General features: G+C 68.7%; 20 protein-coding genes and 6 pseudogenes. 16 read left to right on the forward strand and 10 right to left on the reverse strand.

Going from position 1 to position 21721, the window contains the following annotated elements:
• Positions 1 to 48: 48 nt before the first annotated feature.
• Positions 49 to 1011, forward strand: coding sequence for a zinc-binding dehydrogenase (locus ACFVYS_RS33555; protein WP_389508283.1), 963 nt, complete (start codon positions 49 to 51; stop codon positions 1009 to 1011).
• Positions 1012 to 1140: 129 nt separating this feature from the next.
• On the opposite strand, the gene ACFVYS_RS33560 is transcribed toward ACFVYS_RS33555, so the two are convergent.
• Positions 1141 to 1491, reverse strand: coding sequence for an STAS domain-containing protein (locus tag ACFVYS_RS33560; RefSeq protein ID WP_389508285.1), 351 nt, complete (start codon positions 1489 to 1491; stop codon positions 1141 to 1143).
• 543 nt (positions 1492 to 2034) lie between these two features.
• Between ACFVYS_RS33560 and ACFVYS_RS33565 the strand changes: the two genes are divergently transcribed.
• Positions 2035 to 2730: an SDR family oxidoreductase gene (locus tag ACFVYS_RS33565; RefSeq protein ID WP_389508239.1), complete on the forward strand. Its 696-nt coding sequence runs from the start codon at positions 2035 to 2037 to the stop codon at positions 2728 to 2730.
• On the opposite strand, the gene ACFVYS_RS33570 is transcribed toward ACFVYS_RS33565, so the two are convergent.
• From ACFVYS_RS33570 to ACFVYS_RS33580, 3 genes and pseudogenes are all read right to left on the reverse strand, one after another.
• Positions 2670 to 3047, reverse strand: a complete 378-nt coding sequence (locus tag ACFVYS_RS33570) for an alpha-hydroxy-acid oxidizing protein (RefSeq protein ID WP_389508241.1) — start codon at positions 3045 to 3047, stop codon at positions 2670 to 2672. The genes ACFVYS_RS33565 and ACFVYS_RS33570 overlap by 61 nt on opposite strands.
• A pseudogene (locus ACFVYS_RS33575) lies at positions 2951 to 3154 on the reverse strand (alpha-hydroxy-acid oxidizing protein); the annotation flags it as partial. The pseudogene ACFVYS_RS33575 and the gene ACFVYS_RS33570, both read right to left, overlap by 97 nt.
• Positions 3155 to 3269: 115 nt before the next feature.
• Positions 3270 to 3998 carry an SDR family oxidoreductase gene (locus ACFVYS_RS33580; RefSeq protein WP_389508243.1) on the reverse strand — a complete coding sequence of 243 codons (729 nt, stop codon included), beginning with the start codon at positions 3996 to 3998 and terminating at the stop codon, positions 3270 to 3272.
• 75 nt (positions 3999 to 4073) lie between these two features.
• Between ACFVYS_RS33580 and ACFVYS_RS33585 the strand changes: the two genes are divergently transcribed.
• Both ACFVYS_RS33585 and ACFVYS_RS33590 read left to right on the forward strand, forming a co-directional pair.
• On the forward strand, positions 4074 to 4451 hold the full coding sequence (locus ACFVYS_RS33585) for a MerR family transcriptional regulator (protein ID WP_389508245.1): 378 nt from the start codon (positions 4074 to 4076) through the stop codon (positions 4449 to 4451).
• Positions 4452 to 5195: 744 nt separating this feature from the next.
• On the forward strand, positions 5196 to 5384 hold the full coding sequence (locus ACFVYS_RS33590) for a hypothetical protein (protein WP_389508247.1): 189 nt from the start codon (positions 5196 to 5198) through the stop codon (positions 5382 to 5384).
• A 202-nt stretch (positions 5385 to 5586) separates the two neighbouring features.
• Here ACFVYS_RS33590 and ACFVYS_RS33595 read toward each other — a convergent pair whose 3' ends face one another.
• Positions 5587 to 6465: an alpha/beta fold hydrolase gene (locus ACFVYS_RS33595; RefSeq protein ID WP_389508248.1), complete on the reverse strand. Its 879-nt coding sequence runs from the start codon at positions 6463 to 6465 to the stop codon at positions 5587 to 5589.
• Between the two features lie 533 nt (positions 6466 to 6998).
• Between ACFVYS_RS33595 and ACFVYS_RS33600 the strand changes: the two genes are divergently transcribed.
• Positions 6999 to 8522 carry an MFS transporter gene (locus tag ACFVYS_RS33600; protein WP_389508249.1) on the forward strand — a complete coding sequence of 508 codons (1524 nt, stop codon included), beginning with the start codon at positions 6999 to 7001 and terminating at the stop codon, positions 8520 to 8522.
• A 145-nt stretch (positions 8523 to 8667) separates the two neighbouring features.
• Positions 8668 to 9237 carry a TetR/AcrR family transcriptional regulator gene (locus ACFVYS_RS33605; RefSeq protein ID WP_389508251.1) on the forward strand — a complete coding sequence of 190 codons (570 nt, stop codon included), beginning with the start codon at positions 8668 to 8670 and terminating at the stop codon, positions 9235 to 9237.
• Positions 9238 to 10893: 1656 nt separating this feature from the next.
• Here ACFVYS_RS33605 and ACFVYS_RS33610 read toward each other — a convergent pair.
• Entirely contained in the window at positions 10894 to 11472 is a 579-nt protein-coding gene (locus ACFVYS_RS33610; RefSeq protein WP_389508253.1) for a hypothetical protein, read from the reverse strand.
• A 437-nt stretch (positions 11473 to 11909) separates the two neighbouring features.
• The gene (locus ACFVYS_RS33615; protein ID WP_389508255.1) at positions 11910 to 12488 is read right to left on the reverse strand and encodes a TetR/AcrR family transcriptional regulator; all 579 of its coding nucleotides are present in this window, start codon (positions 12486 to 12488) and stop codon (positions 11910 to 11912) included.
• 91 nt (positions 12489 to 12579) lie between these two features.
• Here ACFVYS_RS33615 and ACFVYS_RS33620 point away from each other — a divergent pair, with 91 nt between their 5' ends.
• The 4 genes and pseudogenes from ACFVYS_RS33620 to ACFVYS_RS33635 all read left to right on the forward strand — a co-directional run bounded on the left by ACFVYS_RS33620 (position 12580) and on the right by ACFVYS_RS33635 (position 14684).
• Positions 12580 to 13026: an anthrone oxygenase family protein gene (locus ACFVYS_RS33620; protein ID WP_389508257.1), complete on the forward strand. Its 447-nt coding sequence runs from the start codon at positions 12580 to 12582 to the stop codon at positions 13024 to 13026.
• Between the two features lie 173 nt (positions 13027 to 13199).
• Positions 13200 to 13625, forward strand: a complete 426-nt coding sequence (locus tag ACFVYS_RS33625; protein WP_389508259.1) for a DUF4267 domain-containing protein — start codon at positions 13200 to 13202, stop codon at positions 13623 to 13625.
• Between the two features lie 221 nt (positions 13626 to 13846).
• A pseudogene (locus tag ACFVYS_RS33630) lies at positions 13847 to 14031 on the forward strand (IS5/IS1182 family transposase); the annotation flags it as partial.
• Positions 14032 to 14099: 68 nt separating this feature from the next.
• Positions 14100 to 14684, forward strand: coding sequence for a hypothetical protein (locus ACFVYS_RS33635; protein WP_389508261.1), 585 nt, complete (start codon positions 14100 to 14102; stop codon positions 14682 to 14684).
• 479 nt (positions 14685 to 15163) lie between these two features.
• On the opposite strand, the pseudogene ACFVYS_RS33640 reads toward ACFVYS_RS33635, so the two are convergent.
• Positions 15164 to 15292, reverse strand: a pseudogene (locus ACFVYS_RS33640) (IS5/IS1182 family transposase); the annotation flags it as partial.
• Between the two features lie 6 nt (positions 15293 to 15298).
• On the opposite strand from ACFVYS_RS33640, the pseudogene ACFVYS_RS33645 reads away from it, so the two are divergent.
• The 4 genes and pseudogenes from ACFVYS_RS33645 to ACFVYS_RS33660 form a co-directional block, all read left to right on the forward strand.
• Positions 15299 to 15538: pseudogene (locus ACFVYS_RS33645) on the forward strand (ISKra4 family transposase); the annotation flags it as partial.
• Between the two features lie 228 nt (positions 15539 to 15766).
• Positions 15767 to 16771 (forward strand): TIGR03885 family FMN-dependent LLM class oxidoreductase, encoded by a 1005-nt coding sequence (locus tag ACFVYS_RS33650; RefSeq protein WP_389508263.1) that lies wholly within the window; start codon positions 15767 to 15769, stop codon positions 16769 to 16771.
• The gene (locus tag ACFVYS_RS33655) at positions 16762 to 18471 is read left to right on the forward strand and encodes an alpha-amylase family protein (RefSeq protein ID WP_389508265.1); all 1710 of its coding nucleotides are present in this window, start codon (positions 16762 to 16764) and stop codon (positions 18469 to 18471) included. The genes ACFVYS_RS33650 and ACFVYS_RS33655 overlap by 10 nt, the downstream gene beginning before the upstream one ends.
• Before the next feature lie 78 nt (positions 18472 to 18549).
• A complete protein-coding gene (locus ACFVYS_RS33660; protein ID WP_389508267.1) occupies positions 18550 to 18741 on the forward strand; it encodes a hypothetical protein in 192 nt (63 codons plus the stop codon).
• 190 nt (positions 18742 to 18931) lie between these two features.
• Here the strand turns inward: ACFVYS_RS33660 and ACFVYS_RS33665 are convergent.
• Positions 18932 to 19093: pseudogene (locus ACFVYS_RS33665) on the reverse strand (lamin tail domain-containing protein); the annotation flags it as partial.
• Positions 19094 to 19308: 215 nt separating this feature from the next.
• Between ACFVYS_RS33665 and ACFVYS_RS33670 the strand changes: the two are divergent.
• The gene (locus tag ACFVYS_RS33670) at positions 19309 to 19635 is read left to right on the forward strand and encodes a hypothetical protein (protein ID WP_389508269.1); all 327 of its coding nucleotides are present in this window, start codon (positions 19309 to 19311) and stop codon (positions 19633 to 19635) included.
• A 204-nt stretch (positions 19636 to 19839) separates the two neighbouring features.
• On the opposite strand, the gene ACFVYS_RS33675 is transcribed toward ACFVYS_RS33670, so the two are convergent.
• Positions 19840 to 20724 (reverse strand): maleylpyruvate isomerase family mycothiol-dependent enzyme, encoded by an 885-nt coding sequence (locus tag ACFVYS_RS33675; protein ID WP_389508271.1) that lies wholly within the window; start codon positions 20722 to 20724, stop codon positions 19840 to 19842.
• A gap of 324 nt (positions 20725 to 21048) precedes the next feature.
• On the opposite strand from ACFVYS_RS33675, the pseudogene ACFVYS_RS33680 reads away from it, so the two are divergent.
• Positions 21049 to 21658, forward strand: a pseudogene (locus ACFVYS_RS33680) (M20/M25/M40 family metallo-hydrolase); the annotation flags it as partial.
• Between the last annotated feature and the right edge of the window lie 63 nt (positions 21659 to 21721).

The raw sequence follows: 21721 nt of genomic DNA on the forward strand, positions 1-21721 counted from the left end.
CTATGGAGCAGGATCGTGCTTGAGCGGTCCGAGAACGTGGAGACGACATTGAAGGCAATCGTGATCCAGACGTACGGAGGTCCTGAAGGTCTGGCTGTTGTCGACCTGCCGGTACCCGCACCTGCTGCCGGGCAGGTGCTGATCGCCACCGAGGCGGTGGGCGTCGGTGGCGTCGACACCGTGATCCGAAGCGGGGCTCTGGCCGCCTACGGCTACAAGGAGGGCCACATCCCGGGTGGCGAGGTGGCGGGCACCGTGACCGCGGTCGGTGACGGAGTCGACGAGTCGTGGATCGGCCGGCGGGTGTGGGGCTTCACCGGCACCGGCGGAGGCTACGTCGAACAGGCCGTCGCGCCGGTCGAGGAGATCCTTCCCCTGCCCAGCAGCCTGTCCGCCGTCGACGCGGTGACGCTCGGCAGCTCCGGTGTGGTGGCCCACTTCGGGCTTCGCCACGCCCATTTCGCTCCCGGGGAGACGGTCCTGGTGCGTGGCGCGGCCGGCAGCATCGGGGTCATGACAGTGCAGCTCGCCGCTCGCAGTGGTGCCGCCGCGGTGGCGGTCACGACATCGTCGGCCGAGCGCGGCGAGCGACTGCGCCGTCTCGGCGCGACCCACGTGCTGGAGCGTTCCGGCGTCGGAGGGGAAGGGGCTCCCGCGGGCTATGACGTCATCATCGACGTTGTGGCCGGTGAGGACATGCCGTCGTTCTTCGACAGGCTCAACCCGAACGGCCGCATGGTGGCCGTGGGCGCTGTCGCAGGGCAGCCGCCCGCAGACTTCGGCACGAAGATCATGGCGGCGTTCCAGAAGTCGATGTCCTTCGCCACTTTCAGCGCAGCCACCGTCACCCAAGCCGACCGGCGTGCCGTGCGCAGCGAGCAGTTCGCCGCAGCCAGTCGCGGTGAGATCGAAACGGTGGTGCACGAGCGGCTGCCACTGGACGGAGCCGTGCTGGCGCACCAGAAGATGGACGCAGGTGAGGTCTTCGGCAGGATCGTGCTGACACCGTAGCCTCCGCGCTCCCCATCTGTGTGGGTGTCTTTCTCATGCACCGTGGCCGGCCGGGCCGGTACTGACTTCGGGCACTGCCTCGACGGTACGGCCTGTGCACACAAGGAAGAACGGCTCCGGGCCGGGCGGTCAAGCGGCCTGGCCGAGGCCGGCGGCCATCCGACCCTGCTCGTTGTCGAGGACGGTGTGGTCGGCGCCGGTGATCTCCAGCAAACGTCGCAGCTGGAGGGTGGGGCCCGCCACGCGGATCAAGGTCATCTGATGGGTACGCAGCAACAGGTTCAGGAACGTGGAGTCCACGAAGGAGACACCCGAGACGTCGACCACCACGCGGGAGTGCTTGCGGGCGGAGGTATCGAGTGCTTCCTCGAGCGGGGCCGGCGTGTTGGGGTCTCCTCCTCCGCGCGGCCCGGTCGCCCTGCCGCTCCCGGCCCTCGTCGCGGAAGCCGCCCTGTGCGGCGAGCGCCTGGCAGAAGCGATCGGTCGTGGTGTGGTCGATCTTCACCTCGGCGTTCTCGTCCGCAGACGTCGAGCATCGCGGCAGCCGGTGCCGGCGGCGTCAGCCAGATGTCGTGGCTGGTCGGCGAATCGGCCGGTCGAATGTTGTCGAACGCGGTCCGGACGCAGGCGTGGTGGGCAGAGATGGTCTTCTCCTCGCAGTCCGCTCGTCCAACTCCACCACGACACCAGCCAGATGAGGTAACAACGTCTCGAAACTCCGCGAAGAACACGCGAGCCATGATCACAGCCGTCACTGACACCGACAGCGTGAGCGCAGCCTGGGACCTGCGCGCCGCGCAGGTCCCAACAGGGGGGCCAGCAGCGCGGGTTCGGCCCCATTCGTGCGGCATCATGGCCGGTCAGCGATGGCGTACCGGCTTAGCGGGAAGATCGCTGGGTATAGTGCAGGCTTTCGGGGAACCGGCGACCTGGAGTCGGTCGACCTCACGCGCCACCTCGTGTTCATCGGCATCCGGGGCCCTGGCGGAGCCCCGATGATCACATCGCTAGGGAGGCCGTCCCATGGAACCCGTCACGCTGATCACCGGTGGCTCGACCGGAATCGGCGCCGCCACCGCCCGCGCCCTGCTCAAGCAGGGCCACCGCGTGGCCGTCACCGGACGTGACGCGGACAAGCTGGCCGCTTTCGCTGCTTCGGCCGCAGCGGGCGAGCGGCTGCTGACGATCACCGGCGACACCAGCGACGCGCACGACGTCGCCTCCGCCGTGCGCCGCGTGGTGGAGGCGTGGGGCCGACTGGACAACGTCATCGCCAATGCCGGCTTCTCACTGCCCGGCAACCTGGAGAGCCACGCCCCCGAGGACATGCGCGCCATGGTCCTCACCAACGTCCTGGGCCCGGCCCTGCTGGTGCGGGAGACCCTGCCACACCTGCGGGAGTCCAAGGGCCGGATCGTGATCATCGGTTCGGTCGCCGGGGTGCGCAACACGCCTGGCAACCTGTACTCGGTCACCAAGTGGGCCGCGCACGCACTGGCCGAGAACACCCGGCTGCTGGTCGGCAAGGACGGGGTCGGCGTGACGGTCGTCGCACCCGGGGTGGTGGACACCCCGTTCTGGGACGAGCGCGGCGGCACCCCCGAGGCGCCGGTGATGACCGCCGAGCAGGTCGCGGACACGATCGTCTTCGCCGTCAATCAGCCCGCGGGCGTGGACATCAACCACATCACCATGCGGCCGACCGGACAGGTCGGCTGACGCCGCGCTCCCAACGACCGTACGACAAGGCGCCTTCGGCCCCGCTGCGTACCACGCGGTGCAGGCCGAAGGCGGGTGACCACGCCCTTGAGTACCAGGGGCAGGGAGGTCACTTCGCGCAGCCAGGCGAGATCCTCCCGGGTGATCGAGGCGTCGAACTGCTCCTTGGATTGCCGGGCGATGGCCGGCTCCTCGTCCCGGCTGCCGTGCGAGGCGGCCATCACGTCGTGCGCCACGTTGACAGCCCGGATGCCCGGATGCCCGGATGCCCGGGGCACCGCGAACCCGTTGGTGGCGTCCCGCGGACGGAACGCCACCCTGGCGCGTCGACGGTGAGGACCAGCGCGCGAAAACCGGCGGCCTCGGCCCGGCGGATCAGGTCACGGCGCGTGAGCCAATACAACTGCATCCACAGCGGGCCGGTGGCCGCGGCGGCGAGTCCACCGGCACCTACCGCGTCACGAGATCAGCGTCAGAGCCGTATTCGTTGACCGGCCTCAGAAGCAACCGACCGAAGTCAGTGCGGCCCGAGGATCCCCTCAGGCCGCCGTCAGCGCCGCCAGGGCACGGTCCATTGCGGCGTTGAACTCTTCCGGCGTCAGCGGCAGCCGGGACTTGACGTCTCGACTCCACTGGTCGGCGAGGACCTCGGCGGAGCCCGCCTCTACACCGTCGAGCGCCGCGTCGGCCAGGTCCGACGGCGCGATCTTGTCCACGGGCCAGCCCGCGGCCATGTCGGTGTCGGCCAGGCCGAGGTGCACCGCTGTCACGAGCGTGCCCTGCTCGGCGAGCTCAAGGCGGACGCCGTTGGTCATGGCCCAGGCGGCGGCCTTGGTCAGGTGGTAGGCATTGGCGCCGTTGACCCCGAACCACGACATGGCGGAGAGGACGTTCACGATCGCGCCCCCGCCGTTCCTGGCGAGCGCCGGCGCGAACTCCCGGATCATTCCGAGGTGGCCGAACACGTTGGTCTCCAGCTCGTGCCGTACCGCGTCCAGTGAACCGGTCACCAGGTCGGTCCCCGTCTGGATGCCCGCGTTGTTGATGAGCAGTGAGACGTCCGGGGCGGCCTCGGCTGCGGCCCTCACGGATGCGGGATCGGCGATGTCGAGGGGCAGCACCTCTACCCCGGGCAGGTCCACGGTCTCCGGTCGGCGGGCCGTCGCGTAGATCTTGCGGGCTCCCCGTTCGAGCAGGCGCTGGGCGAAGGCGCGGCCCAGGCCACGGTTGGCTCCGGTGACAAGGGCAACTGAGTTGTTGATATCCATGCCCGGTACGCTAAGACCTGACGCTGACGTCAGAGGCAAGCGCCGGTCATGAGGGCCGGGGTGAGAGGAATCACCATGACCGTCACAGAGGCCGCGGCTGAGCGGCTGATCCGCATCGGCGAGGTGGCACGGGGTGCCGGCGTCTCGGTACGCGCCGTGCGCTACTACGAGCAGCAGGAGTTGCTCATCGCGGAGCGCAGCCCATCCGGCCAGCGCCTCTACCGGCAGGACGCCATCACCCTGGTCCGCTTCTTCCAGCAGATGTATGCCGCCGGCCTGACCAGCCGAAGGATCACGGAACTCCTTCCGTGCTGGGACTCCGGGCACACCGACGCCGAGCAACGCGCCATGCTGCGCGCCGAGCGTGACCGCATCCAGGCCAAGGTCGACGACCTGCAGGCTGCCCTGGACCGCCTCGACGAGGTCATCGCGATCACGGACACGCACCCGTAGGCGCGGTCGGTCGGACGTCGCACCAGCGATCTACGGCTGGAGTACCAATCTCTCTCCTCAAGGACTGACCTCACACGCTTGAGCAGTCGCCATCCAGCGCGAATGCCCGACCCCTCGCCGTTCCTGCTGTCGCGAAACCGAGAGATCGCGCTGGTGGTAGCGGAGTGAGTCCGACCTCGACCGCGCGCCGTGGGATCTCCGCGCCGCGCATCGGCGCCCTGGCTCGCCGCGCACCTCGCGACTGCATCTGTTCTGTCGGACAGCCGTCTCGCGGCCCGGGCCCCCTGTCCTTGAGCACCGTCATCATGGGTCCATGGCTGCCGGCGCTCACACATCAGCGTCGCGGACACCGGATCCGGCCGATGTGTATACCGAGGACCTCGCGCTGTACCGGGAGAAGTTCCGGCGGCGGTTGCCGGTCTCGCTCGCTGATTTGCGCGGTCCCGTGCACGGGGACGTGGCACTGCCGTTGCCCGTGGCGTGGTCCGGTATGACCGCGGCCCGCTTCACCGTCACCGACCCCGCCACGGGGGAAGAGCGCGAGGGCGACGTCCCCAAGGAGATCTTCTGGCGTCCCGTCAGCGCAGAGCCGCTACGGCCCCGTCCTCGCGGAGGAGGACGTGCTCGGCACGAGGGTCCGTGCGCTCGGCGACCGAGGTGCCCCTCCTGACCTGATCGACGTGTTCGCGGCCTCCCGGCGCCGGAAGACCGCCGAGCTCGAGGAATTAGGCCTGCGCCGTGTCCGTGGGCGCTTCCGACCGCGAGGACCTCCAGGCCAACCTTGCGGGTGCCGATCGGACCGACGACGAGGCGTTCGCCGCTTACGGCCTCGACGCGGCCACCATCACCGCCCTGCGCCGCTGGGCAGACGCATGGGCCGACGATCTCGCAGCCCGCATCCTTGAGGAAGCCGACGAACCGGATCTCGACTGAGGTCCCTCCCTTGAGTGTTCGGCGCCAGGCCACCGAAGGCGCGCCGAGACCGGACCGATCCGCGCTTCCCGCACGGGCCGCTCGCCGTGCTGGACGAGGACGGTGGCCCCTTGCCCCGGCCCTGGTCCCGGAACGTCGAACGCGATCTGGTTCTCCGTCATGTACCGCTCCGAGGGTGCGGCCACAGTGGTCTCGAGGGCGGTTACGCCGCCGCGTTCAGCAGGTCGGCCAGCACGTCGGGCCGTTCCAGGGCGATGAAGTGACCGGCCTTTCGGATCTGCGTGAAGTCGGCGGCCGGCAGCAGCTTCTTGTTGGCTTCCCGGTCCGAGAGCCGGGACCAGTCCTTCTCGCCGTAGACGAGGTGGACAGGGGCCTTGACCTCGGGGTAGCGCGAGCGGGCCGCGATGAGGCTGGGCAGGCTCTGGTACACGGCCCGGGCGACGGTCGGGTAGCCGGGGCGGCGGCCCACCTGGAGCAGCTCGTCCAGGTAGTCCTCCCGCAGAGCGGTCGTGTCGCCGAGGCCGCCTTGCAGGATCTTGCGGAGGGCGCCCCTGGGCTCCACCCCGGCGAGCACCGGGCCCACTCCCGGCGTGAGGACACCGCCGACCACCACGCGGGCGAGAAGACTGGACCGGGCGATTCCGTCGCGGAAGTCGTACGTGTTGACCGCAACGACGCGCCGGACGCGCTCCGGCAGCTCGGCAGCGGTGGTCAGGGCGAGCACCGCCCCCATGGACTCCCCGACCAACGTCACGTCGTGGAGGTCGAGTTGGGTGAGGAGACGTTCGACGCCCGCGCGCATCGCCGGCTCGTCGTACGAGGCGCCGGGCACGATCTCGGAGTAGCCCATCCCCGGCAGATCGAGGGCGTACACGGTGTACCGGTCCGAGATGAGCGGGATGAGGAGGCGGTAGTGCTCGGCCTGCGTGCGCACGGTGTGCAGCAGGACCAGGGGAGCACCGGTGCCCGATTTGAGGTAGCGCAGCGTTCCCTCGTGGCTGTGGTGGCCCGCGTGCGGGCTGATGGTGTGGCTGGTGGTCCCGGGGATGTGCATGGTGGGACGTGACTCGTGGAGGGGCATTTCGTCAGTTCCTTGTCCTACTTGGTCTTACTTGGGTAGCTGGGCGTACAGGCCCGTGAGGTCGCCGGCGAAACCGCCTGGACCTGGCGCGAGCTGTCGTCGGCGAGCGCTCGTAGGCCCCCGCCTCGATGCCGTCGATGCCGTCGAAGGCGGGTGCGGCGAGGTCACGAGGGTCGGACTTGGGTGCGCCGACGCCGTTTGCTGGGCCTCAGCTGTCACCGGTGACGAAGACATTTGCGCCCTTCAAAGCGGTCATGACTGACTCCGCAGAGGGGTAAACCGATCGGTTTCCATCACGGTAAACCGATCGGTTTCTCAGCGCAAGGCCAAGGAGGGGACCAGTCGTGGCGAGCTGTCTGGTCGCAGCTCGAGGCGGCCCCGCCCGGCGGTTTCATGCTGGCCGCACCCAGCAGGATGCGCACCCTCGGCAGGTCCGCCAGAGCCCCGGACTCGGCGACTCGTTCGCTTGCGCCATGGAAACCGATCTGTTTTTCTAGGTGGAAACAGATCGGTTTCCGAACGATGGCCCGTCCATGCCCAGCAACTTAAGGGGAAAAGTGAGTACTACCTTCGACCGTGGGGCGCCCGGCTCCGGGACATCAGATTCGGGTCGCCGCGGCTCACATGCCGTGCGCTGGTGGGTGCTTGTCGTGCTGGGCACGGCGCAGCTCATGGTCACGCTCGATGCGACCGTCGTGAACATCGCGCTGCCCGCAGCGCAACATGACCTCGGTTTCAGCGACGGCAGCCGGCAGTGGGTCATCACGGGCTACGCCCTGGCGTTCGGCAGCCTGCTGCTGCTCGGTGGCCGGCTCGGCGACCTGTTCGGCCGACGCACCACCTTTGTGACCGGCCTGATCGGTTTCGCGGGCGCATCCGTCCTCGGCGGCGCGGCCACCAGTTTCGACATCCTCGTCGCGGCACGCGTGGCCCAAGGACTCTTCGCGGCGCTGCTCGCGCCCGCGGCACTCTCCCTGCTCAGCGTCACCTTCACCGACCCGACCGAGCGGCCGAAGGCGTTCGGCATCTTCAGTGCGCTGGCCGGTGCGGGCGGCGCGGTCGGGCTGCTGCTCGGCGGCATGCTCACCGAATGGGCGTCGTGGCGGTGGGTGATGTACGTGAACGTCGTCTTCGCGGCCGTAGCGCTGGTCGGTGCGGTGCTGTTGTTGGCCAAGCCCGCGGTCACCGAGCGGCCCAAGCTCGACATCCCCGGCACCGTCGTGGTGAGCGCCGCGCTGCTCGCCATCGTCTACGGGTTCGCGCACGTCGAATCCACCAGTTGGACCGACCCGGTCACCCTCGCCTCCATGATCACCGGCGTGGTGCTGCTCGCGGTGTTCGTATGGCTGGAGTCCAGGGTCGCGCATCCGCTGCTGCCGCTGCGACTCGTGCTGGACCGGACCCGCGGGGGTTCGTTCCTGGCGGTGTTCGTCATCGGCATGGGGATGTTTTCGATCTTCCTGTTCCTGACCTACTACCTGGAGGCCAGTCTCGGCTACTCGCCGATCAAGACCGGCCTTGCGTTCCTGCCGATGGTCGCGGGCATTGTGGCCGCGTCGACCACGGCGCCTTCGCTGCTGCTGCCCAGGGTCGGTCCGAAGATCGTGGTCAGCGCCAGCTTCCTGGTCGCCGCAGCCGGCATGGCCTTGCTGACCCAGCTCGAGCTGGACAGTGCCTACGCCGCCCACATCATGCCCGGTCTGATCCTGCTGGGTCTCGGCCTCGGTGGGGTGATGACGACCGCGTTCCAGGGTGCGACCGCAGGCGTGCACCACGAGGACACGGGCGTCGCCTCGGCGCTGATCAACACCGGCCAGCAGGTGGGTGGCTCGATCAGCACGGCGCTACTGACCACCGTTGCCTCATCGGCCGCGACCGACTACCTGTCCTCACACAAGCCTGGCGCACTGACCATGGCCCAGGCCGGGGTCGAGAGCTACACGGCCACCCTGGCGTGGGGCGCCGGGTTCTTCGTGGTCGGTGCTGTCCTGTCGGCGCTCCTGATACGGAATGCGCCGCTGGCGCCGTCGGAGGGCGAGCCTGTGATCGCCCACTGAGCCTGAATCCGCCGGGGATACACCCCGGTGTGGCGGGAGCCGCATGCGTATACCCTCTCGGCCGTGGACGGCGTCGAAGATCGCCCCGCCAAGCGTCGTAAACCGATCGGTTTCCAAGTAGCCGGAATCGAGTTAACCTCGCCATATGACCACCGACGCGAAGTCAAGTCCCCGAGAGCGGCTGCTGGAGGCGGCAGCAACGCTCACCTACCGAGACGGTGTCGCCATCGGTGTCGACGCGCTGTGCAAGGCGGCGGGGGTGTCGAAGCGTTCCATGTACCAGCTGTTCGAGAGCAAAGACGAACTGCTGGCGGCGAGCCTGGAGGAACGCGCCTCCGCCTACGTGGCGACACTCCTGCCCGAAGCGGACGACAACCGTTCACCCCACGAGCGGATCATGCACGTCTTCGATCAGTTGGCGTCACAGGCGGGTGCCCCCGACTTCCAGGGCTGTCGATACCTCGCCGTGCAGATCGAGCTCAAGGATCAGAGTCACCCTGCGAGCAGGGTCGCCCGCCAGGTCAAGGCGAACCTGACCGGCTTCCTCCGTGCCGAGGCCGAACAGGGCGGTGCGAGCGACCCGGACCTGCTGGCCCGGCAGCTGATGCTGGTCTTCGACGGCGCCAGTGCCCGTGCGGGGATCAAAGCCGATACGCCGACAGGGCTCCTTGAGCCCACTGTGGCCGTCCTGCTCGATGCCGCGGGCATGCGCTGACGCATCGCGTGTACGAGCAGTTCGGCGACCGAGGTGATCGGCGAGCCCTGTACCCGCATCTCCAGGAGCATCGGATGACTGCCCCGCGTCGGGCTTGACCGTCTCTCCTTCGGCTGCCATCGAGCTCATATCGCCGACGTCGGTCTCCGTGACGGTGATCGCCACCCATACGGAGCAGTCTGTATCCGGTAGGTCGGGGAACACGGGCGTTGCGCCGGCAGGTGTGGTGCGCTCCGCCGCACTCTGGCGTGTGGGTGGTCGCAGTCGAACTTCCCCGAGTCGACCGCGGCCACCCGAGCAACAAGAAGTCCGCACGCTGGTGGGAGCGTGCGGCAGCAACGCATGGATAGGGATCGTGCGGGAGCAGCCGACCTACGGCCGCACATTCCCCGCCGCCGATACCGCGCGCTACTGGAGCAAGGGCACTCGGCGAGGGGCGGGATCGGGGTAGCTGGATTCCGGGCAGTCCGGGGGAGTGGTGACGGACTGGCGGAACGTGAGGGGACCGATGTCCGGGAACGTGGCCCGGGAGCGCGTGGGAGGGCAATGTCGGCCTCGGAGGTGCCCTGGATGCGGGTGCGGGAGGTGTGGGTGCACACACCGTCGACCTGAACACGGGAACCGGGTTCCACGACGTCCCCCGCGCGGTGTGCGTGGGTCTCGTCGACGATGTCGCCGCCGCGCTCCGGGCGTGTACGGATTTCCCGCTCGTCGAGCTGCGAGCCGATGACGGCGGCCGGACCTGGCTCCTCGGAGTGCCGGCGCTGCGGATCCGGTCGTGGCGAGCGGAGGCATCCCCAGCCTGGCTGCTTACGCAACCGGACGCCCTGTGCCAGGACGTCTGTACGCCGCCGGCGGATCGGAGCCCGTACTGCCCGCGTGGCTGTGAAAGCAGAGGAATCACGATGAAGTTGCCGGCATCGGCATCGGCATCGGCATCGGCATTGGCGGCGGGCGGCGACGCGACCTGAACGTCAAGTTGATCAACAAGGTTCGCGGCAGCGACACCCCGGTGCACTTGTCCTGCAGCCGTCGTCCCGCTGCGGCCCCGCACCGCTGGTTGACCATGGCGAGCGGAGCCGCAGCGGGCACTATCTGTCAGGCGGCCCGCAACTCGAATCAGACGAAGGCCACTCCGCCTTGTGGAAGGACCGTCGCCCGAAGCCCGCAGGGCCGGTCCCCTCCGAATCCGTGGTGCGGCGGCGACCGTCGTGGTGGCAGGTCGTCGGAGGCAGCGACGTCGATTCTCAAGGTCAACAGGTCTTCGAGTACGGTCCGTTCGGCGACGGCCTGACGCAGAGAGCCCGCCCCGGCCGTCCTGGGCGACCTCCCAGTCCCGTGCTGTGGCAGGGGCGCGTGTCGCCGCGCGGCGACCAGCGTTCACCTCAGTCCGACTTGCCCGCTGCTGCTGTGTACGGCGTGCCGGGCCCGTGGCACTTCACAACAGTCATCGGCGCAGACCACGAAGCGGTACGCAATCGTTCGGGGTCGATGGGGCAGGGACCGCGAGTTGGAGCCGGCTGCCCATGTTCAGCCGGACCTCGCTGTGGGCCTGTATGTGCATCCAGCAGAGTGGGGTCAGGGCGCGTTTGTTCTCGTCGATAAGGAGGTCGGCCTATCCGGGGCCGGCGGGCATGTCCTGGATCATGAGGGTGCTCACGTAGAAGAAGGCGTATCGGCGTGGACATACACATCGCCCTCGGCGACGTCGTTGATTTCCTCGGCCTGCGCGGCGGAGAAGCCGGCCAGACGCAGGATGCCGATCAATGCCGTCTGCATGAGTAGAACGACCTCGGCGTAGCGCTTCCACTCCGGTGCTGCCGGGTCCTGCCGTTCTGCTACTGCCTGCAAACCTGCCTCTCCCAGTTCTGGGGCGCTCCAGCGGACGTAGAGGCCTCCGGCGTATTCACCCTGGCTGTCTACTTCCACCCAGGCGCCGGGCTGTGTCGCCACTCCCGGACGCACGACATCAGCGGGAAGACCGGCGCGACGGAGTTCTCGGCAGACCCGGCCCGCCAGGTCGTACCCAGCGGCGATGATCTCCTCCGAAGCGTACGGATGACCGTGTGCCTCAGCCTTTGCTCGACTCTCGGGATCTACGTACGTCACGAGACCAGGATCCATTCTCAAACCGGTCTTGCCCAGAGCAGGCAATGACGCCCGACCGGTCGCCGCTTCGTAGGAGGAGGCGGTCTTGTCGTATCTGGTGGCGATGCCGCGGAAGTCTGGAGTCACTCGAAGCGAGATTCCTCAACACACTGGCCGACAGAGGGCATGGCGACAAGCCACGGTGACCAGGCCGAACGAGGTGGCGTCGGATCAGATGGTTCGGGGCAGGGCACACCTCCGCGACAGGCGCCGAGCGGGAACAGCCTGCAAAAGGTGCGCGCGGCCCGCACCAGCTGGACCCGGGCAAGCCGTATGCCTCCCGGTGGGGAGCCGGGAGGCGCGGCGGGCCCGCCGCGCACGGGACGGCAGGGCGGGGCATGGGGATCCGGGGATCCGCCGGCGGGTGGAGCGGGATCCCACCGGCACACCTGACGTTGCTGAGCCGCTCGAGCGAGCCGGTTCTCTTCCCGCACCACCCCCGTTTTGTCTGTGCAAGCTGCCCTCCGTGCGCAGGCAGTGGGGCCCGAGGGGTAGCGTCCCCGCCTGCCCGCGGGGACGGTGCGTCAGGCCATGGGGAGCCGGTCCACCAGCAACTCCACCCTCTGCTCGGTGTCCTGCGGCGGCAGCCGTCCCGACCGGGTCAGGGTCGCCACCCCGTGCAGGGATGCCCAGAACACCTCGGTGAACAGCCCCGGGTCGACGCCGTCCCCGGTGACCTCGCCGAGGCTCTCCAGCAGCGCGGCGAAAGCATCCTTGAGGGGTTCCGGGGTGTCCTCCTGTGCGTAGGGGAGACCGCCGTCGAGCTGGAAGATGGCGTCGTAGACGGCCGGGTTGCGTCGGGCGAAGTCGAGGTAGGCACGGGCGAGGGCGTACACCCGCTCGCGCGGGCCGTCTGCGGCGGCGGTCGCGGCGCGCACCGCTGCGGCCAGCTCGGCGGCGCCGTCGAGGGCGACGGCGCCGATGATCTCGCGCTTGCCGCGGAAGTGGCTGTAGAGGACGGGTTGGCTGTACTCGATGCGCTCGGCGAGTTGGCGGGTGGTGACCGCGTCCCAGCCCTGCTGCTCGGCGAGTTCGCGTGCCGTCGCCACGATGAGGCGCTCGCGGGCCGCCCGTTCGCGCTCCTTGCGCTCCTGTACCGACATGAGTCGATCCTATCACCGCTAGACAATCGAGCGGCAGCAGTACTAGCGTTGCATCATCTTCTAGCGCTGCTATATCTCAGGAGGGGTCGTCATGATCAACGCACTCGAAGTCGTCACCACCGTGGTCGTCGGCGTGATGGTGGGGGTGGAGTTCTCCGTCGCCTTCGTCATGAACCCGATACTCAAAGCACTCCCGGAGGACAGCGGCCAACTCGGCCACGCCCACGGGGGCCGGATGCTCGGCGCCGTGATGCCGGTCTGGTACATCGGCTCGCTCGTCCTCGTCGCGGTCTGGGCCATCGCCGGATGGGACCACCACGGCACCGGCCTCGTCGTCACCGCCGGCGCGTTGCTGCTCCTCAGCGTGGTCATGTCGCTGCTGCTGCTCGTCCCGATCAACAACCGGAACAAGACATGGACCCCCGAGAACCGGCCCGAGGACTGGAAGAAGCAACTGCACAGCTGGGAACGCTTTCACTACGTCCGCGTCGCCGTCCTCATCGCCGCCTTCACCCTGCTCGTCGCCGCCCTCGTCTGAGCCTGCGGACGGCCCGCGCCGGCGGCGCGTGATCCCCCCGGACGGCAGCGGTCCACCGAACTTCCGCAATTGCGATCCCGACCACCGCGCCTATCGATCGGCCGCGTCCGGGCGGGCTGATCAGTTCGTACCCTCCACGCTGACCAAGCTGAAGACTCGCAAGGGGAAGAACAATGTCGCTGAAGAAGATCAACACTGTCCTTGCCGCCGCCTTCATCCTCTTCATCCTCTGGTTCGGGGGAGAGTTCATCCTGAGCCCGGAGGCGACGGCGCCGAGCTTCGGCCTGCCGAGCTGGCCATCCGGCGACGGTGATGGCTTCCTGATCATCAAGGGAATCCGCGACGTCGTCCTGGCCCTGGTCCTGGGCATCCTGCTGGTGACGGGTCACCGCCGGGCGCTGGGCTGGGTGTTGCTGGTGGAGGCCTTCGCCGCGTACGGCGACATGACCACCGTGCTGGCCCACCACGGCTCCGTGGCGACCGCGCTCGGCGTCCACGGCCTGACCGCGACGCTGATGGTGGTCAACGGACTGCTGATAATGCGAGAGACCCGCAAGGCCGCGGCGGCTCTGGCAACACCCGCCCCGCAGCCCGCCTGACGACACTTTGGCGCGTGTCGGTATCCGCCCGCAACGCAGCGTCTACGGTGCTTGTTCCATCCAGCTGACCCGGCGCTCCGCCTCCGTACGGGGCGCCACACAGCCCCGTTCGCCGGGCTGGACTCGCGTCAGTTCAGCAAGCTCATCACCGCTTTGCGACGCGCCGGTGCAGACCCGGTTCGCAAGGGTCGGCCCTGGGGTCTGTCGCTGGAGAACCGAGCCGAGAGCGCGACCGGGCCGAACTCCCGCCCTGGCGGGAGGAGCACCACGCCTCCCACCGCATACCCGCGTCTTCGCCCGGATGAAGACCTGGAAGATCCTGCGCTACTGCCGCCTGAAAGGCGATGGTGTCCCCTACGCCGGGCTCGGCATCGCCCGTCCATACAACCTCGCCCTCGCCGGGTGACCGAGAAAGCGGCAGGCCAGCCAGCGTCTCGTAGATCATTTGCCGTGCAGTCCTTAGCATCACTGGTCATGGCTACAGTGATCGTGACCGTGGGGCTGGCCTTCGTTGGCTACTTGGCGACCTACCTGAACGGTCTGCGCCTTGCAGAGAGACAGGCCCGGCTCACACGCGTCAACCAGCAGCTGAGTGAGTTCTACGGGCCGCTGTTCGCTCTGATGGAAGCCAACAGCCGCACTTACGACACGTGGTCAGCGAAGTTTGCCCGCCCCGATGGTCGTGACCCTTTCCGGCACGAGATTCCTCCCAGCGAGCAGGAACTGGTGGAGTGGCGCACCTGGGCCACGACCGTGTTCATCCCCAACATCAAGGCCATGCGAGATGTGGTGGTCACCAGGGCCGACCTGCTCATCGAGGAAGAGATGCCTGAAGCCCTCATGCAGCTCTGTGCCCATGTGTCGGGCTACGAGATCACTGCTGCCCGCTGGGATCAAGGCATCTATGAAGAGCATCTGTCGCTCATATCCTTCCCCGGCCGGGCGCTCCGGGAGTACATCTGCGACAGGTTCACCGAGCTCAAGCGGGAGCAGGCCCGATTGCTCGGGCACAGCCGAGGTGCTGGCCGTAATCGATGGACGAGCCTCATCGGCCGATGAGGCGAGCTCCCCAGCATGGTCGGATCATGGCGCAAAGTCGGCGCCCATCCGGTTCTGCAACACGCTTTGGACCACCGGAGAGACCGCGCGGCCGGGCCCCGAACCGCGTGCCGACGCGAGCCCCGAGTCGTGGGAAACACTCGTTGAATACCAGCGTGCGGCCCACGCTGCGCAGGACGCCCTTCACCGGCTGAGCGATCACGAGGAGCGCAAGCGGCAACGGAACGGTTGAAGCGGACCCACAGCCGGGTGGGCGCCGACGCGTGAGCCGAGGCGGTTTCCTCATGCCTCTTCGTCGAACGATTCGCCATCCAACGAGACGATTCTGCGAAGAATATCGATGGCCTGTTCCCGTTCGTCCGAGGGGGGCGAGCTGAGGAGTTGTTCGTTGACCATCTCGGCGGGGGCGATCAGGGAGCCGAGCAGATCGGCTCCCTCCTCGGTCAGGCTCAGCAGGGTTCGCCTGCGGTCCTCGTTGCCTCTTTCCAGGCCGGGAGTTCGGCCTGGCCGCGCTCGCGACGGTGCGGAATGACCGGGCCGGTGCCCCGGTAGCCGCCGTCAGCGATCACGGTCGTCCTGCCGACGGCGTCCTTTGCGCCGGACACTTCCCAGCACTCGCGGCCGGATGGCCGATCGCCAGCGGCATCGTCGAAGGCGCCGCACGTCATCTGGTGGCCGACCGGCTCGACATCACTGGCGGCCGGTGGAGCGTCCCCGGAGCCGAAGCCGTCCTGACCCTCCGGGCCCTCATCAGCAACGGCGACTTCCCGCAGTACTGGACCTTCCACACCCACAGAGAGCGCGAACGCCTCTACCCCCGGCCCGACCAGCACAACAACGAACTCCTGGCCTGACAGACGAGCTCACACCAGAAGACCCGCACCCATCCAGGTCCGGGTCGCCTTCGCTGAACAGGCCCTTGCCGGCCAGGTCGACGCCGATCGTCAGCAAGGTGACAGGAAACTCGTCGGGACGTACTCCGGGCAGCGAGTGTGCGGAGCAACTCCGTTGCCGCGCACGTGGTTTCGGGGGCGTCCGGCCACTTCTCCGCTGAGGGTCCCTCCCGGGGGTACTCGCGCGGCATGACTGTCTATGGATTACACGCCTCGCACGAACAGGTCCCGCCCGCGGATCTGCTCGACGCCGTGGTGCACGCGGAACGCGCGGGCTTCACAGCCGCCATGTGCTCCGACCACTTCTCGCCGTGGAGCGTCCGTCAGGGGGAGTCCGGGTTCGCCTGGTCGTGGCTCGGCGCCGCCCTCCAGGCCACCGACCAGGTGCCGTTCGGCGTGGTGAACGCGCCCGGCCAGCGCTACCACCCCGCGATCGTCGCGCAGGCGGTCGCCAGCCTCGCGGCCATGAATCCGGCCAGGTTCTGGGTGGCGCTCGGCACCGGCGAGGCCTCCAACGAGCACATCACAGGGGCGGGTTGGCCCCGCAAGGACGTCCGCACCGCGCGGCTGCGCGAGTGCGTCGACGTCATGCGGGCACTGCTGCGGGGCGAGGAGGTCAGCCACGACGGCCTGGTGACCGTGGACCGGGCTCGGCTGTGGACGCTGCCGCCCGACGTACCGCCGCTGATCGGAGCCGCGTGCAGCACGGCGACCGCGGCCTGGTGCGCCGAGTGGGCGGACGGCCTGATCACGGTCAACGCTCCACGCGCGCGGCTGCGCGAGATCGTGGACGCGTACCGTGACGCCGGCGGCCGTGGGCCGCTGCACCTCCAGGCGCACCTGAGCTGGGCGCCCGGCGAGGACGAGGCCCGGGCGCTGGCGTACGACCAATGGCGCACCAACGTGCACGCGCCCCCGGCAAGTTGGGACCTCGACTCCGCGGAACTGTTCGACATCGTCAGTGAACACGTCACCCCCGAGCAGGTGGCGCGCTCGGTCAACATCTCGTCCGACCTGGGCCGGCACACCGCATGGCTGCAGGAGTACACCGAACTCGGCTTCGACGCGGTGATGCTGCATCACGTGGGCCGCGAACAGGGCCCGTTCATCGACGCGTTCGGGGCCGAGGTACTGCCGCGACTCGACGTCACCCGCCCGCTTCCCGCCACGGTGAAGGAGTACCGATGCGTCTGACCCGTACGTCCGACCTGTGGTGGAAGAACGCGGTGGTGTACTGCCTGGACGTCGAGACGTACCAGGACGGCAACGGCGACGGGATCGGCGACTTCGCGGGCCTCACGCAGCGCATCGACCATCTGGAGCGTCTCGGCGTGACCTGCGTGTGGCTGATGCCCTTCTATCCGACGCGGGAGCGCGACGACGGGTACGACATCACGGACTTCTACGGTGTAGATCCCCGCCTGGGCACCCTCGGTGACTTCACCGAGTTCACCCGCACCGCCAAGGACCGCGGCATCCGTGTGATCGCCGACCTCGTCGTCAATCACACCTCCGAGGACCACCCCTGGTTCAAGGACGCCCGATCCGGCCGGGACTCCGCCCACCGCGACTGGTATGTCTGGGCGGACAAGCCCCCCGAGGGCGGTCCCAAGGGTGTGGTCTTCCCCGATGCGGAGGACAGCCTGTGGGAGTACGACAAGGGCAGCGGCCAGTACTACCTGCACCGCTTCTACAAGCAGCAGCCCGACCTCAACGTCGCCAACCCCGAGGTCCGCGACGAGATAGCCCGCGTCATGGGGTTCTGGACACAGCTCGGGCTGTCCGGTTTCCGGGTCGACGCCGTGCCCTTCCTGCTGGAGACGGACGGGCAGGCCGACGCCGGGGCACTGCCGGACCCGCACGAGTACCTCGCCGACCTGCGCGCCTTCCTCGGCCGCCGCAACGGTGAGGCAGTGCTGCTCGGCGAGGTCAATCTGCCCTACGACGACACCGCCCGCTTCTTCGGCGACCCTGCCTCGGGCCGCGGCGACGAGCTCACCATGTGCTTCGACTTCATCGCCATGCAGCAGATGTACCTGTCGATGGCGCGCGAGGACGCCGGGCCGCTGGCCGCCGCGCTGCGGGACCGCCCCGCAGCCCCGCGAGACGCCCACTGGGCCACGTTCGTGCGCAACCACGACGAACTCACCCTCGACAAGCTGAGCGACGCCGAACGGGCCGAGGTGTTCGCGTCCTTCGGCCCGGACAAGAACATGCAACTCTACGACCGGGGACTGCGCCGCAGGCTGCCGCCCATGGTCGAGGGCGACCGGCGCCGCATCGAACTCGCCTACAGCCTGCTGTTCACCCTGCCGGGTACCCCCGTGCTCTTCTACGGCGAGGAACTCGGCATGGGGGAGAACCTGGCCGCCGAGGGACGCCAGGCCGTACGGACGCCCATGCAATGGACCCCGGAGGCGGGCGCCGGCTTCTCCCATGCCGGCCCGGACGCCTTTCCCAACCCGCTGACCGACGGCGTGTTCGGACCCCAGAAGGTCAACGTGTACGAGCAGAGTCGCGACCCGGGCTCGCTGCTCAGCCGCATGCGGCTGTTCATCGAGCGCTACCGGGAGGCTCCCGAGCTGGCCTGGGGTGACTACCGCCTCGTGGACACCGGGGAGCGAGCGGTCCTGGCGCACATCGCCTGCACCACCGACGGGACCGACGGGACTGTCCTGGCGATGCACAACTTCGCGGGCGGGCCGGTCACCGTACGGCTGCGGCTGCCCGAGGCCGGGCCCGGCGGGAGGCTCATGGATCTGCTCGACGAAGGGCACGCCGGTCTCACGGTGGACGACGACGGCCTGCTCCGCGTCGAACTGCCTGCCTACGGCTATCGGTGGCTGCGCGTCGGCACCCCGGCCGACGACCCCGTAAGGGTCGCCTCCGACTGACATCACGTCCGCCGGGAGAGCCTCCGGGTGCGGCTCTCCTCCGGGGAAGCCTGAGCTGGTAGAACGCTGGTTGACGGGGTGGGTGTCCTTCTACTGTGGCGTCCCTGCAGAAGAGCTACACCCATCGACGTCTGCGGCGAGAGCAACCAGTCCAAGCTCGCCCTCTACCTGCGCGACCGGGACGTCCCCGAGCCGATAGGGCAGGACCAAGAGGCGTTCAACGAGTGCGTCGTCCTCATCTCGGCTGGGACGGCGCTGCACATCGGCTGACGCCCCTCAACCGGACTCGGCGGCGGCCAGGATCTCGTCGACAAACGGCGGCGTCTTGAGCAGCCAGGACGGCGCTGACCGCGGGGATGACGACGCCGTGGACACCGGGACTGGTCCCCTTCCGGCCGAGTTCTGCGGGAAGGGGCAGCGTCTGCCCAGGCCCCGCGGGGCGAGGGGCGTCAGCGGGAGGTTAGCCGTGGTAGTTGATGTATCCGTTGCCGTCGGCGTCGTTGGCGCGCTTGGTGTAGGAGTGGACGTCCGCCTTGGCGCCGGTGGGCTTGAGCAGGTAGATGGTGTCCTTGTCGTTGTTCCAGATGAAGTTGCAGTTCTGGCGGTAGACGACGTTGCCGGCCATCACGCCGCCCATCTCGTCGAGAGGTGGCGTCACGGCGGGCCTTCCAGGCGAGTGGATCATGCGGGGGTGGGCGACACCCCAGTGGCGCCAGGAGCCGCTGTTCATCGCAGCTCGGGACATGTCGCGCGTCACCCGCACCCACGTCACCGTCGGCTGTCAGGAACCCTTCGATGCTTTGACCCTCTACCTCGCCGGCGCCTGCTGTCGCGGGCTTGGACGACGGCGTTATCTTGAGTGGGGCCGGCGCCGACCAGCATGACACCGCCAGGGATGAGGCGGCGGAGGACGCTCAGCGCATGGCGGCCCAGCGGGGTGCGGCCTCGTCGATGATCCGGGCGGTCTACGGGATCCCGAAACGCCGGGTCGGCTGGATGGAGACATTGGCTGTCCTGCTCAGCGTGGCGCCTTCCGTTGTCGTGTTCGCACAGGCTGGTGTTCTGGAGCGCCGCCCAGGTGTGGCACTTTTTGACCGACACCTCCGAGTGGGAGCCGTGAAGTCGATCTTTACCGAGATGCGGTGGCCCGGCGGATGCGGTTGAAGGCTTCGATCTCGGCTTCGGGCCAGCGCTGGCCACATACCCGCAACCCTGATGTTCTGGGGGGAGCGCACGCGGATGGTGACGCCCGGGTTGCCCCCGCACGGAGATCACTGATCTGCCCAGGTAGCCGGTTGACGAGCTGCGCGGGGCCTAATCGGTAGACCCGGGCGGCCAGCAGCGTCACGCCGAGCAGGACAACCATGCTCACCAGCGGCAAGGCCAGCACACTGCTGACCTCGCCGAGCAGGGAGCGGTCTTTCTGACGCCCATGAGACCTCTGATAGGGCGTTCGGTGGTAATCTGCTCGCTCTCTATGGCGCTGTGAAGAGCATCGGGAAGCGCAGGCCCAGCCACGGTTTGCGGCCCCAGACGACGACCTTGGCGCGGGCCATGACGGTGGGGGCGGTCCAGCGGCCCAGAGCGAGGAGGAAGAAGGCGACGGGGTCGATGGCTATCGTGCAATCGGGGCGCCTGGGCGGAATATCGGTGACCGTCGGCACGCCGTCCGCGAAGGTGACGGCGAAGCGGTCGTGGCCGATCCGCAACAGATAGCACGCATGGTGGCCGGCCGATCGCGCCGGAGTTCACCACACGGGGCATGGCCAGTCGCATGAAGGGCAGCGTGAACGCGACCATGTGCCGGTCGACCATGTGCGGCCCGCGCAGCGCGACCGCGATGTCGTATCCGTGCCCGAGCAGGTGCGTGAGCAGGTATGAGCCCAGGGTGGCCCTATCCATCGGCCCCATCGGCGTCAGCACCGCCTCCCGCGGGCTGCAACCGGCCGCGGCCGCAACGAAGTCCCGGGCTCTGTCCGCGATCTCCGCGCCGAGGACCGCCGGATCCCGCTGCGGGAAGACGGCCAGAGCCGCACGGTTGGCCGCCGCGAGACCGCTCGGCGTCCCATCGCCGTAGGGGCGGTCCTCGCCCGCCCCGATGTCCGCCATCAGCTTTCCCGCCAGCGCGAGGTGCGCCGCCGCCTCCCCCACCGTCCACTCCGCGCCCGGCAACGGCGTCCGCGGGTCGGCCCCCGCCTCCAGCAGCACCGCGATCCGGTCGGCAGTGGTGACAATGGCTTCCTCGGGTGTCATGGGCACGATCGTGTACGCAGTGGGACGTCCTGTCCAGTGCCCTGTCGGTCCCGCTCCCCGCCTGTACCTGAAGAACCACTACTGACCTTTTCGGATTGTCTTCGGGCGTCTGAGGCAAGGGTCAGACCAGTTTGCGCCCGGCCTCGGGCTCGATCTGTTCGAGGCTGCACACGCGAGGTTGGACGCTCTCGGCGTTCGCGTCCCGGCGATCCGTCTCGTCGATCGTGACGGCGCCCACTCCTCGGCCGACCTTGCGATCGTCGAGGACCTCTCGGGCGCGGGGCGGGACCGATGACCCGCGGGACCTCGCTCGCGTTGCCGGCGATGCTGGCCGATCTGGAGGGCCTCGTACTCTGCGAGTCTTTCTCAGCGGACCACGAGGCAGTGGCGCGCAGCGCCGAGGTGGTCGGCGCCCTGGGGGCCAGGCTGTTGGGGGGCCGGGCCGGAGGTGATCGTGATCGACGGTGTGACCCATCTGCGGTGGAGCTTCGGCACTCCGCGGGTCCTGCTGGTGGGACACCACGACACGGTGTGGTCCATGGGCTCGCTTCAGAGCCACCCCTGGTCGGTGGCCGATGGGATCGCCCGCGGCCCCGGCGTCCTGGACATGAAGGCGGGCCTGGCGCAGATGTTCCGCGCGCTGGCCTCCCTGCCCTCCCCGGAGGGGGTGTGCGTTGTGGTCAACGGGGACGAGGAAGTGGGCTCCGCGACCTCCCGGCAGCTGATCGAGGAATCCGTGCGGGGGTGCGCGGCAGCCTTGGTGCTGGAGGCGTCCGCGGACGAGGAAGGCGCGCTCAAGACCGCCCGCAAGGGCACTTCGCGGTACGAGGTCGTAGTGCACGGCCGTGCCGCACACGCGGGCTGGGAACCGCAAAATGGGATCAACGCCGCTATCGAGGCCGCTCACCAAGTCCTGGCCGTCGCCGACCTCGCAGGCTCAATGGGCGCCACCGGAGCCCCCTGCCCCGCCCTGGGGCCCCGACCATCACGCCCACCC

This window comes from Streptomyces sp. NPDC058295, assembly GCF_042880655.1.
GTDB classification, from domain to species: domain Bacteria; phylum Actinomycetota; class Actinomycetes; order Streptomycetales; family Streptomycetaceae; genus Streptomyces; species Streptomyces coriariae.